This window comes from Kitasatospora sp. NPDC059722 (genome assembly GCF_042733235.1).
GTDB lineage: Bacteria > Actinomycetota > Actinomycetes > Streptomycetales > Streptomycetaceae > Kitasatospora.
This window is the reverse complement of the sequence record NZ_JBHWGD010000005.1, coordinates 17,862-29,378: the sequence shown is the minus strand read 5'-3', so window position 1 is coordinate 29,378 and position 11,517 is coordinate 17,862. Positions and strand designations below refer to the sequence as shown.

11 protein-coding genes and 1 tRNA gene are annotated in these 11,517 nt (G+C 71.5%); 5 read left to right on the top strand and 7 right to left on the bottom strand.

The window, feature by feature from the left end; genetic code table 11:
* Nucleotides 1-138 precede the first annotated feature (138 nt).
* From ACFV4F_RS04540 to ACFV4F_RS04525, 4 genes are all read left to right on the top strand, one after another.
* Nucleotides 139-357: a hypothetical protein gene (locus tag ACFV4F_RS04540; protein ID WP_380500406.1), complete on the top strand. Its 219-nt coding sequence runs from the start codon at nt 139-141 to the stop codon at nt 355-357.
* A gap of 60 nt (nt 358-417) precedes the next feature.
* A complete protein-coding gene (locus ACFV4F_RS04535) occupies nt 418-1,137 on the top strand; it encodes a tyrosine-type recombinase/integrase (protein WP_380500497.1) in 720 nt (239 codons plus the stop codon).
* Between the two features lie 147 nt (nt 1,138-1,284).
* Nucleotides 1,285-1,470, top strand: coding sequence for a hypothetical protein (locus ACFV4F_RS04530; protein ID WP_380500405.1), 186 nt, complete (start codon nt 1,285-1,287; stop codon nt 1,468-1,470).
* Between the two features lie 329 nt (nt 1,471-1,799).
* On the top strand, nt 1,800-3,161 hold the full coding sequence (locus ACFV4F_RS04525; protein WP_380500404.1) for a restriction endonuclease: 1,362 nt from the start codon (nt 1,800-1,802) through the stop codon (nt 3,159-3,161).
* A gap of 125 nt (nt 3,162-3,286) precedes the next feature.
* Here ACFV4F_RS04525 and ACFV4F_RS04520 read toward each other — a convergent pair whose 3' ends face one another.
* Nucleotides 3,287-5,464 carry a HEAT repeat domain-containing protein gene (locus tag ACFV4F_RS04520; RefSeq protein WP_380500403.1) on the bottom strand — a complete coding sequence of 726 codons (2,178 nt, stop codon included), beginning with the start codon at nt 5,462-5,464 and terminating at the stop codon, nt 3,287-3,289.
* Nucleotides 5,465-5,679: 215 nt separating this feature from the next.
* Here ACFV4F_RS04520 and ACFV4F_RS04515 point away from each other — a divergent pair, with 215 nt between their 5' ends.
* Nucleotides 5,680-5,874: a hypothetical protein gene (locus ACFV4F_RS04515; protein ID WP_380500402.1), complete on the top strand. Its 195-nt coding sequence runs from the start codon at nt 5,680-5,682 to the stop codon at nt 5,872-5,874.
* 205 nt (nt 5,875-6,079) lie between these two features.
* Here ACFV4F_RS04515 and ACFV4F_RS04510 read toward each other — a convergent pair.
* The 6 genes from ACFV4F_RS04510 to ACFV4F_RS04485 form a co-directional block, all read right to left on the bottom strand.
* Nucleotides 6,080-6,153, bottom strand: a tRNA-Pro gene (locus tag ACFV4F_RS04510).
* Nucleotides 6,154-6,303: 150 nt separating this feature from the next.
* Complete coding sequence (locus ACFV4F_RS04505) at nt 6,304-7,623, bottom strand: MFS transporter (protein WP_380500401.1); 1,320 nt, start codon at nt 7,621-7,623, stop codon at nt 6,304-6,306.
* A gap of 169 nt (nt 7,624-7,792) precedes the next feature.
* A complete protein-coding gene (locus tag ACFV4F_RS04500) occupies nt 7,793-8,599 on the bottom strand; it encodes a DUF1684 domain-containing protein (RefSeq protein ID WP_380445365.1) in 807 nt (268 codons plus the stop codon).
* 235 nt (nt 8,600-8,834) lie between these two features.
* Nucleotides 8,835-9,695, bottom strand: coding sequence for an acyl-CoA thioesterase (locus tag ACFV4F_RS04495; RefSeq protein ID WP_380445366.1), 861 nt, complete (start codon nt 9,693-9,695; stop codon nt 8,835-8,837).
* Between the two features lie 247 nt (nt 9,696-9,942).
* A complete protein-coding gene (locus ACFV4F_RS04490) occupies nt 9,943-10,629 on the bottom strand; it encodes an alpha-ketoglutarate-dependent dioxygenase AlkB family protein (RefSeq protein ID WP_380500496.1) in 687 nt (228 codons plus the stop codon).
* Nucleotides 10,630-10,871: 242 nt separating this feature from the next.
* Nucleotides 10,872-11,213, bottom strand: a complete 342-nt coding sequence (locus ACFV4F_RS04485; RefSeq protein WP_380445367.1) for a transglycosylase family protein — start codon at nt 11,211-11,213, stop codon at nt 10,872-10,874.
* Nucleotides 11,214-11,517: the final 304 nt, after the last annotated feature.

Below are 11,517 nucleotides of genomic sequence, written 5' to 3'. Positions count from 1 at the left end.
TTCGCGCCCCGCCCCGCCCGACGCCCCCCGTTTCGGTCCCGCGCCCGCGGGCGCGGGCCCGCCCCCACCGGGGGCGGCGGCACGGCGGGTTCCTCCTCCGTCCCCACGGAGGAGGAAGCCGAAGCCTGGATCACCCGCATGCAACGGGCCGCAGCACGCGGCATCACGCCCAAAACCCTCACCATGACCCTCGCCGACTACGGCGACGAGAACTGGGACCTGGCGATGCGCGGCCTGGAGACCACTACCCTCGACCCCTACACCGCCGGCTGGAAGCTCCGCGTCACCCCGGTCCTCGGCCACATACCCGTCACCAGCATCACCAACGGCATCACCGACCGAGCCCTCCACTCATAGATCGCCGACGGACTCAGCATCTCCTCCGTCAAGAACAGCCTCGCCCCGCTCGTGCGCATCATGGAGCAAGCCGTCCGCGACGGCCTCATCGACTTCAACCCCTCACGCATGAGCGGCTGGCAACGCCTCTACAAGAAAGCCGAAGACGAACTCGACGACCCCCGCTCCCTCGCCCTCGCCGACTGGGATGCCCTCGACGAACTCGCCAACGCCCTGGTCGAGCGCTCCCACAAGCACTACCGCGGCTGGGGCGACATCGTCCGCTTCGCCGCCTGCGCCTCCGCCCGCATCGGCGAAGTCTCCGGCGTCCGAGTCAAGGACATCAACCGGTTCGACTGGACCTGGGACCTGTGCCGCCAGACCACCACCGGCCCCGGCGGCCTCATTGACAAAGGCACCAAAGGCAAGCGGCGCCGCACCGTCCCCATCATTGACGAAATCCGCGACCTCGTGAACTGGCGCATAACCGTGGTCGGCAACGACCCCATGGCCCGCCTTTTCACAGGGCCGCGCGGCGGCCGCATCACCACCGCCATCCTGCGAGACGCCACCCGCTGGGACGAAGTCGTCGTCAACCTCGGCTACGAGCACCTACGCCGCCACGACCTCCGGCACACCGGCCTCACCTGGCTCGCCGACGCCGGCGTCCCCATCCACGTCCTCCAGAAGATCGCCGGGCACGGGCACATCACCACGACCCAGCGCTACCTCCACCCGGACAAGCTCCATCGAGAAGGCCGGCCAGACCCTCAGCAGGCACCTGTCGGCCGACCGGCATAACCCATCGGCGGCGGCAGAAGCGCCAGTGCGCCATCTGTGACTCGTCCAGTAGGCGTCCTCAACCGGCATCCATCGGAAGTCCCCGCTGACCGACGCCGCACAGCAGCGATCCTGTCATCGTCAACCACCCTGCTGTAGAAGTGGCTTGTGAAAGACGATGAAGAAGGTACGGAACCCTGGGTCCGGCTGCTGCGCCGCGAGCAGACGGCGCGCAACATCCAGGGCAGCCTCCGAGCCTCTGGAATCACCGTGCCGCTGGACGCCGTCCTCGACCGGTGCAACCTCCCGGTGGAGACGCACGACGGTGGCTCTTCCCAGCTCCCGCCCGAATAAACGCTCCATCTCCTCGACGGTGCCCGCACGTTGCGCCCCTGTGCCGCTTGGTTCGGCCTTCACTCGCACCGCGCGGCGGATTTCCGGTGGCCCCAGCCGGGTAGGGCTGCTGGCATATCGCGCAGGCAGCGCGGACCCCCATGCGGGTCCGCGCTGCCGTGGACCAGGGGGTGGACTGGGTGGCACGCCGGAAGACCGTGGCGGAAATCCTCGCCGAGGCGTACCGCTTGAAGCAGCAGGCGAGAGCCGCGCAGGCGCAGGGCGGGGCCCAACAGCCAACCGGCCGCGCTGCCGCCCCGGCGGCTCAACCCCGTCCCAGGAAGCGGAAGGTGGACCCCGCCGTCGAACACGCCCGGCTCCTGGCCGCCGGCGAGAAGCACCTCCAACGCGAGGAGGCCGCCCGCGCCAAGGAAGCCGCCCGCGTGGAAGCCGAGTTGGCCAAGCGCCAGACAGCTCGCCGCCGGGAGGAGGAGGCGAGGAAGCGCGCGGACGCCCAGGCCGAGAAGGAAGCCCAACGCCAAGCCCGGCAAGCCGAGACGGCCCGACTCAAGGCCCAGGCCGAGGAGAGCACCGCCGAGTGCAACCGGCGCCGCGAGGAACTGGAATCAGTCCTGCTGCTTCGCCCCGAAGGCCTGGAGGCATGGCACCCTCACATTGAAGAGGCCTTCGCTCAAGAAGGTCCCCAGGGCGTCGCGGAGCGGATCGAGGACCTGCTGCAGCGCTCCCCTGTCCCCCCGGGCTGCCGGACCGCGGCCCAGGCGGTCTATGTTCCCGAGGCCCAGCAGCTCCTGGTCGACGTCGAGCTGCCCAACCATGAGATCCTCCCCCCGGTGGCCTCCTACCGCTACGTCGCGCAGCAGGCGAAGGTCATCCCCCAACCCGCCAAGCAGGCCGAGATCCACGAGGCCTACGCCCGAGTGGTGGCCCGCCTGGCCCTTCGCGCGCTGGACGAGGCGTTCTCCGCCACCCCGGCCTCGTTCGTGGAGAGCGTCATCCTCAACGGCCGCGTCAACGCCACCGACTCCGCGACCGGACAAGCCGTCCGGGCATGCGTCGTCAGCGTCGTCGCCGAGCGCAAGGACTTCGCCGAACTGGTCCTGGACGAGCCCAGGCTCGACCCTCAGCAGTGCCTCCATCGCCTCGGCGCCACCGTCTCCAAGCACCCCCACGACCTGGAACCGGTCACACCCATCGTCGAGGCCGACCTGTCCCGCTACCGCATCATCACCGACACCGCCGTGGTCGCCACCCTGGACAGCCGGCCCGACCTGCTCCAGATGAACCCCTACGACTTCGAACGCCTGGTGCGCGAACTCTTCGAAGCCATGGGCTACGAGACCTGGCGCACCCAGGGCTCCCGCGACGACGGCGTGGACGCCGTCGCGACACTGGCCGACCCGACCGGATCCACCATCTTCGCCATCCAGGCCAAACGCTCCAAGAACGTGGTCTCGGTGAACACAGTCCGCGCCATGTCCGGCGTCATCGACGACAAGGACGCCGGCTACGGCATCGTCGTCACCACCTCGTGGTTCGGCAAGGACAGCTACGACTTCGCCCACCGCAACGGCCGCCTCCGCCTCATCGACGGCCGCAACCTCAAAGCCCTGCTCGCCGAGCACCTGAACATCGACGCCCTGATCGGACTGCCCAAGGTCCCTCCCGGCTGGCAGGCCGGCGACCTCGTGTGAAGTCGAACATGGACCTCCTTGGGGTCACCCCGAGCCGCCCGGCCCGCGAAGCGCGCGAACTGGCCCACTGCACATCGGTCAACGGCACAGCCGGATCAACGATCCGATAATCAGTAAGAAACAGCCTAGATCAACAGCGTCGGGCCGTCAGGGAGCTTCGTTGGATCGAATGAGGCGGTGCGGTGGGCACTTTGGTCAATCTTGATGACGCGGGCCGCAGGGAGGGCCGTCCAGGTGGTTCGCACCGAGGTGACGATCAATTGGAGGCCTCGGTCGGCAAGTTCCGAGAGTACGTCGAAGACGTTGGGTTCCGACATGGGATGCAGGAATCCGAGGGGCTCGTCGATTAGGACAATCCTGTTCGGCGCAGCGTCCGACTCAAGCAGGGAACGCAGGTACGCCTGCCAGTTCTCCATCCTCGAGGCCCGGCTGTCGAGAACCGGGACAGCGTCGGCGGAAAGGTGGTCGCAACTGTACGGAGTCCGTCGGCCGTTCCAGGTGATCCGGAGGTGCTTGGCCAGGTCCCGGCTCGCCGTCGACTGATCGACCGGGAGAACAGAGCGCATCGAGCGCATCGACAGGGCCAGGGCGTTCAGCAGGATGGTCTTCCCGCTGCCGTTGGCACCCACCAGCACAGTGATCCCCTCGTGGAAGCCGATTCCCTGGCGCAGCGCTGCGGCGACCGGCAGGGTCCCAAGTGCCTCATAGGAAGGTGGCAGTTCGGCAGCCTGGAGGATGGCGTTGGTTGTCACCGGCGAGGTGGCCGAGGTGTAGCCCTGGCGTGCGATCCCCTGCATGGCAATCCAGCGGATGGATTCCGCGGGATCGTCGCAGAGGGAGCGGAGTGCGGCGAGTGCGACGCCGTCGTTGGGCCAGCCTTCGGCGAGGAGCTCCGCGGCAACCGCCCGGACCAGTGCCTCGCTGTCGCAGGCCAGGGCGATCAGGCAGTCACGGACGGCCGGATCATCCGTCCACCCCTGAACCAGCGCCTGCATCACCATCTGCCTGACTCCCGGGTCCTGGTGCTGGACGAGCCGGGCGAGCGCGTCCCGAGCGGCGTGGTCGCCCGCCCAGCCGTGCGCCAGGCCCAGCGCCGCCGTCTGCCGGACGTGGTACTCGGGATCGCCGGCCAGCGTCGCGACGGCGTCCCGGGCCTTGGGGTTCCCGGCCCAGGCGGTTGCCAGGCCCCAGGCCGCGCTGTGACGGATGGCCGGCTGGTCGTCATGGACGAGGCGGAGAAGGGTGTCGCGGGTGCTCGGGCGGTGGGCCCAACTGGCCAGGACGGTTCGCAGAGCGGCACTGCGGGCGAGCGGGTCGCTCAGGCGGGTGGCGGCCAGCAGGATCGCCAGTTCATCGTCGGGGGCCAGCGGCGTGTTGTCCGCGAGGGCGCGCCGCAGCTCGGCGGTTTTCTGCTCCTCGGTGTCGTTGTACTCCTGGACCCGGCCGAGGGCGGTCGCGATGTCCGCGAGCGCGGACTCGGCGTGGAGGCCGGGTGAGAGAACGCTCCGGGTCGGCAGCGGCGGGGGGTCGGGCAGCGGCCGCAGGTGCCCGACGTCGGCGTGCGTGGCCAGCCGCCGCAAGTTGCCCTGCGCCTGGTCCCACAGCAGCTCCAGCACCCGCCGCCGGTGGTCAACCCGGTCGAGCTCCGCCTCAGCCGCCGCCTTGTATTCGACCGCCTCGATGCGCTGCCGCTCGGCCAGCGAGCGCGGAACTGTCCGCCCGCCGGTACGTGGTGCGCCGAACAAGTCGAGATCGAGCTCGGTGATGATGTCCCGCAGCGCATCGATGATCTGCAACAGTGTGCCTATCAGCGCCTGGGTGTCGCTCAGCTCCCGCCGGAGGCGGTCCCCGGCGCGGTGCGCCCGTTCGAGGTCGAGCTGCGCCTGCAGCGTGGCGATGGCCGCCGCCGTAGTGGGCGGCTCCGGTCGCGGCTGTGGTTGCAACAGCGCAGCCGGGCGGGTCTTCAGCCGCCGAGCCATGGTCAGCAGTTCCGTCGCCTCCCGGAACAGCGCCTGGTGGCGATGCTGAGGCAGGCCGGCGGCGTCGCTGGTGATCTCCAGGAAGACTCCGAGGAACCGGCCGGACGGCAGCGCGGTACCGCCCTTGAAGAGGCGGTCGAGGTGCGACTTTGAGAAGTTCATCCCGCCCGCCCCCGCCGCAATTTGCGCCTGCTCCCGGTCAGCCCGCTGCTGGAAGGCGCGGGCGATCTCACGCGCGCTCAGGCCCGCTTCCTGAGCCCGGGACCGGAGGAAGTCACCGAGTGCGTACGCGGCATCGGTGCCGTCTCCCGTTGTTGCGCTCATCGCTGTTTCCCTCGGTCTCCTGCCCCGGGGGCGCCTCAGGCATGTCCCTGGGACGGGCCCGGGACACCCGCGATCCTCTCAGGTCGGGCCCTCGGCCAGCGGGCGATTGCCCCGGGCTGCCCCAGCGCAGGTTGGGGACAGCGCCCACGCCGAGCACGCTGGCTGCGCGGTCGACGGCGACCGTGAGATGTTCCGAGCGGTGGAGGCGTACTGCGATGACGACAGAGATCAACGAGGCAGCCGAGGCGATCGGCGAGGGATGCGCCGACCATCTGGGCGGCGTTCCGGAGCTGTTGGCGGCTGCGGTGCCGGAGTTCCTCGGCGGACTCGCGGTGGCGCTGGTCACCGCGCTGGCGACCTGGGGCGTGCGCCGGCGGCGCGCACGTCGGGCGCCCAACGACGCGTGCTGATTCGGCAAAGTCCGAGAGGCCCTTGTGCCCACGCGATCCCAGGGCTGCGGTAGGCCGCGGCAGGCTCGCCAGCTCTCTGGTCCCCGACTGGTCCCTGGCAAGATCGCAAAAGGGCAGCGCCGCAGCCGCCATTCACCTGTCGGACCATCAACAAAAAGGCCGCTGACCTGGGATTTCTCCCGGCCAACGGCCTTCCGACACAATGTCGGGACGACAGGATTTGAACCTGCGACCCCTTGACCCCCAGTCAAGTGCGCTACCAAGCTGCGCCACGTCCCGTGGTCTCGGTGCCGGGCGGCGGGGCCTGGGGGGCTCTGCCGGTCGGCTTCTCGACCTTGTCTCCGGTTGTCCCGGCGACGTGGAAAACAATACAGCACGTGGAGGGGTGCTCGCTGCCGGGTTTCGAGGTGGGGCGGGGCAGGGGGTTGATCAGGGCGTCGGGTGGCGGGCGTCGTAGGTGAGGAAGGCGGGGCGGCGGGCGGCGAGGAGGAGGACGGCGGCGACGCAGGCGAGGCCGCCGGTGATCACGGAGGTCGCGGGGCTGGTGAGGGCGGCGACGGCGCCGGACTCGAAGTCGCCGAGGCGGGGGCCGCCCACGACGACGACCATGAAGATGCCCTGGAGGCGTCCGCGCATCTCGTCCGGGGCCGCGACCTGCATCATCGTGCTGCGGAAGATCATGCTGACGGTGTCGGCGCAGCCGGCGAGGGCGAGCAGGAGGAGGCCGAGCCAGAGGTTGTGGAGCAGGCCGAAGGTGGCGATGGCGAGGCCCCACGCGGCGACGGCGGCGAGGACGGCGACGCCCTGGCGGTGGATGCGGGCGACCCAGCCGGAGAAGAGGGCGCCGATCAGGGCGCCGACGGCGGGGGCGGAGACGAGGAGGCCGACGGTGCGGGCGTCGCCGCCGTAGAAGGTGACGGCGATGGCGGGGAAGAGGGAGCGCGGCAGGCCGAAGATCATCGCGGCGAGGTCGGCGAGGAAGCTGGTGCGCAGGTTGGGCTGCTCGCGCAGGAAGCGGAGGCCGTCGAGGACGGAGGCGCGGGCCTTGCCCTCGCCGAGTGGCCGCATGGCGGGCAGGCGCCACATCGCGTAGAGGGTGCCGGTGAAGGCGACGGTGTCGACGAGGAAGGCCGACTGGGCTCCGTAGGCGCCGATGAGGAGTCCGCCGAGCATGGGGCCCACGGTCATGCCGAGGTTCATGCTGACGGTGTTCAGGGCGTTGGCCGCGGGGAGCTGGTGGGACGGGACGAGGCGCGGGATCATCGCGGAGCGTGCGGGCGAGCTGAGGGCGAAGAAGCAGGCCTGGGCGGCGACGGCGGCGTAGAGGACGGCGACCTGGCCGAGGCCGGCGATGGCCTGGACGGCGAGGACGGCGGAGACGAGGGCCAGGCCCGCGGCGCCGATGAGGCCGAGCTTGCGGCGGTCCACGCGGTCGGCGATCACGCCGCCGTAGAGGCCGAAGGCGATGAGCGGGACGAACGAGAAGAGGCCGACCACGCCGGTGGCGAAGGCGGAGTGGGTCAGGTCGTAGACCTGGACGGAGACGGCGACGGCCGTCATCTGCTGGCCTATGGAGGAAACGGCCTGGCCCACCCAGACCCGCCGGTAGTCGGCGTGGTCGCGCAGCGGGCTGAGGTCGGCGAACGCCCGCCGGTACCAGGGGGCGGCGACCTCGGGGGACGACGGAACGGGGTCGGCGGGCGGCGAGGCCTCTGAAGGACGCGTTGATGAATGATGGTCGTTCGGCACAACCGTCCATGTTCCGCCCCGCCGTCCGCATGCTCCCCACCGGGGCCCGGACGAACAGCCGCCGGGGGCCGGACGAGCGGCCACCTGCCCCGGGGGAGCAGCCACCGACGCCCGGGAGAAAACCGCCGGCGCCCCGGGAGAGAGCCGCCAGGCCCCGGTCGGCCCGCGGCTACCGGGTCAGGACCTGCTTCTCCCCCGCCTCCACCGCGAAGTCCAGCCGGTTGCCCGGCGGCGGGAACGGGCAGATGAAGTGGTCCGCGAAGGCGCACGGCGGCAGGTAGGCCCGGTTGAGGTCGAGCACGGTGCGGCCGTCGGCGTCCGGTGCGGGGAGGGTGATGAAGCGGAAGCGGTAGGTGTCGATGCCGCTCGTCGCGTCGGCGATGACGCCGCTGAGGCGGTCGCCCGCGCTGCTGACGGTCAGGGTGCGGTGCTCGCCGGCGACCGTGAACGCGATCTGCCCGGTGACGGCCAGCGGGCGCTCCTTGCCGTCCGCGTTCGGGACCACGACCGACTGCGCGTCGGCGGCGTCAAACGGGGTGAAGACGGCGGGGACGGCCCACTCCGGCGAGTAGGGGTAGGCGGAGATGCCGGCGAAGGACGCCCGGCGGGGCGCGGCGGGGTCGAAGACCCGCAGGGCCAACTCGCCCTCGCGCTCGATCGGGACGAGCAGGACGTCGCCGAGGGTGGCGATGTCGGCGGCCGGATCGGTGTCGGGGCGGAGCAGGACCTCGCCGTCGACGGGCGAGGCGTCGCCGCCGACCGTGGCGCCGCCGACCGTGATGCCGTCGGCCGCCACCGCACGCAGTCGGACGCCCTCCGCGTCGGCCCACCAGAGCCCGGGCAGGCCGGGGAGCTCGCCGGGCTCGGGCTCCAGCCAGTGCGTGCCAGTGAGTGCGAGCTGCCCGTGCGGCGCGCTCACCGACGCCGCCCGGTGGTCACTCCAGTGCTTCCAGTCCTCCGCGGCCGTCTCCGTCATCGGCAGACCCTCCCAATCCGGTCCGCGGCCCGCCGCCCGGCGGACCGCCCGTCTCGGCGACCAGCCGTTCCGCGGGCCGCCCTTTCTCGATCACCCAGCACAACACCGGCCACGCGGCCGGTCCATTCCCGTCACCGCCGCCCGACCGGAAACGGAAACACGGCGGCAACGGGACGCAATCGGACCGCGCCCCTTCAGCCCGTCACCGCTTCAGCCCCGTCACACCTCCAGCCCGTCACCCCTTCAGCCGCCGGAACAGGCCTTCCTGCACCACGGAAACGACCAGTTGCCCGTTCCGGTCGAAGATCTCCCCGCGGGCGAGCCCGCGCGCGCCGTGGGCGATCGGGGATTCCTGCTGGTAGAGCAGCCAGTCATCGGCGCGGAACGGACGGTGGAACCACATCGCGTGGTCCAGCGAGGCCATGTCGAAGTGTCTGGTGCCCCAGAGCGGCTCGACAGGGGCGCGCACGGCGTCGAGGAGCGTCATGTCGCTCGCGTATGTCAGGGCGCAGACGTGTATCAGCGGGTTGTCGGGCAGGGCGCCGTTCGTCCGCAGCCAGACGCCGCTGCGCGCCTCGACGTCCGTCAGCTCCTCCTTCGTCCAGCGCAGGCGGTCGACGTAGCGGATGTCGAAGGGCTGGCGGCGGCTGATGAACGGGGGCAGTTCGCCGAGCCGGGCGCCGACCTCCTCCAGGGCGCTGGGCAGCTCCTCCGGAGCGGGGACCCCCGGCATGGGGACCTGGTGCTCGATGCCGCCCTCCTCGGGGTGGTGGAAGTCGGCCGTGAGGGCGAAGATCGAGCGCCCGCCCTGGATGGCGAGCACCCGCCGGGTGGTGAAGGAGCGGCCGTCGCGGATCCGGTCGACCTGGTAGACGATCGGCACGCCGGGGACCCCGGGGCGCAGGAAGTAGGCGTGCAGCGAGTGCACCGGCCGGTCGTCGTCGACCGTCCGCCCCGCCGCGACCAGCGCCTGTCCGGCAACCTGGCCGCCGAACGTGCGCTGCAGCGCCTCCTCGGGACTGCGACCACGGAAGATGTTCAGCTCGATCTGCTCCAGGTCAAGCAGATCGACGAGGTCGTCGACGGGGGTACCCATGGCTGCGCTTCCTCTCCGGGCTTTCCGGGACCGCGGCCCGGACGAAGGTATTCCGCCCGCCTGCCGGAGCCCGTTCCTCTCGAATTCTCCAGCTCACTCGAATCCTCCGGCGACCGCTGGAATTCCCGCTCCCCGGACCCGACCCCCCGATTCACTCGAACGAGTGCCCGATCGCCGACCTGCGGACCCGCCAACCCGCCGGCCTGCCGACCACCCACTCGCCGACCAACCACTCGCCGCCTCGGCCCTACACCAGCCCCGACTCCCGCACGGTGATGTTGAGCCGCCCCACCAGCCCCAGCGCCGGATCCGCCGTCCCCGCGAGCGTCCGCACCACCCCGTGGTACGCGAACCGGGCCGGCCCGCCGAAGACGAGCAGGTCGCCGCTGCGCAGCTCCAGATCGGTCCAGGGCCGGCTCCGGGTCTCGGTGTTCCCGAGCCGGAAGACGCAGATGTCGCCGAGCGAGAGCGACACGACGGGGGCGTCCGTCCGCTCGTCGCGGTCCTGGTGGAGGCCCATCCTGGCGCCGTGCGCGTAGTGGTTAACGATCGCGGTGTCCGGCTCGTAGGACGCGGCGCCGGCGATCCGCGCGGCCCGCTCCCCGTACGCGTCCGCCACCGCGCGCCGGGCGAGGTCCGAGAGGAGCGGCGGGAACGGCTTGACCGGCGCGCCGTCGTCGGCGGTCCGCCGGTAGCCGTAGGGGTACCAGTGCCAGCCGAGGCTCACCATCCGGACGGACATCAGCCCGCCCGTGGGCATCCGGACGGCGTGCAGGCCGGCCGGGCCGCGGGCCCACTCCCGGCAGGCCGCGACGAGGCGCAGCTGGGCGTCGGCGTCCAGCCAGCAGGGGAGGAGGACGGCGCCGGGCGCCGGTTCGGAGCGCTCGCGCGGGGCGGAGGGCTCCGAAGGGTCACCGAACAGCTCGCCCTGGATCACGCCACCATCCTCGCGCACCACCGGCCGGAAGCCCCCACCCGGCCGAAAGCCCCCACCCGACCAGAAACCCTTGCCTGACCGGAAACTCCCACCCGACCGGAAACCCTTGCCTGACCGGAAACTCCCACCCGACCGGAAAGCACCACCGGCCGGAAGCCCCCACCCCAGCAGAAACCTCACCCACCAGAACCTCACCCACCAAAAGCCCCGCCGGAGACCGGAGACCGAGGCGGACGCCCTCACCCCACCAGCCCCAGTTCCCTCGCGCAGTCCGGCCACGCATCCCAGCCCTCCCGCCGGAGGATCTCCTCCCCCACGGTGGTCTGCTCGCGGCGGGTCGCGTGGTCCGGCCGGTCGGCGAAGCGGAGGCCGCCCGCCTCCGTCCAGGTGGGCGCCCAGATCTGCAGGCCACCGTAGTAGCCGTTGCCGGTGTCGGCCCGCCAGTCGCCGCCGCTCTCGCAGTCGGCGAGCTCGTCCCAGATGAGGTCCGCGACCCGCACGGCCGACCAGGCCCGTCCCCCGACCGGCACCAGTGCCGCCGCGCAGAGCGCCGTCACGGCCAGCAGGACGGCGACCGGCAACGCCGCAACGCCCCACCCGGAACGCTCATCACACGAATGCGGCACAGCAGCCGACCCTAGGCGCGCCGCGGCGACCCCCGCCCCGACACGCCGGACACGCCGACGGCCGCTCCCCCGCGCAGCGGAGAAGCGGCCGTGACGATGACCTGGACGAAGCAACGGGCGCCCTCAAGGGCCCCTGGTGGTGGCCCCCCCGCGGCGGGCGCGCGGGGTCGCCCGCGAGGCGGGGGGCTTCCAAAACAACACTAGAGAATGAGAGGAGCAGCGCGCGCGGCGCATGGGGCGGGGTGGCGCGCCACCCCTC

Coding starts and splice junctions, on each gene's coding strand:
- ACFV4F_RS04540 (WP_380500406.1), top strand. CDS start 139: ATGCAACGGGCCGCAGCACGCGGCATCACGCCCAAAACCCTCACCATG.
- ACFV4F_RS04535 (WP_380500497.1), top strand. CDS start 418: ATGGAGCAAGCCGTCCGCGACGGCCTCATCGACTTCAACCCCTCACGC.
- ACFV4F_RS04520 (WP_380500403.1), bottom strand. CDS start 5,464: ATGAGCGCAACAACGGGAGACGGCACCGATGCCGCGTACGCACTCGGT.
- ACFV4F_RS04515 (WP_380500402.1), top strand. CDS start 5,680: ATGACGACAGAGATCAACGAGGCAGCCGAGGCGATCGGCGAGGGATGC.
- ACFV4F_RS04500 (WP_380445365.1), bottom strand. CDS start 8,599: ATGACGGAGACGGCCGCGGAGGACTGGAAGCACTGGAGTGACCACCGG.
- ACFV4F_RS04495 (WP_380445366.1), bottom strand. CDS start 9,695: ATGGGTACCCCCGTCGACGACCTCGTCGATCTGCTTGACCTGGAGCAG.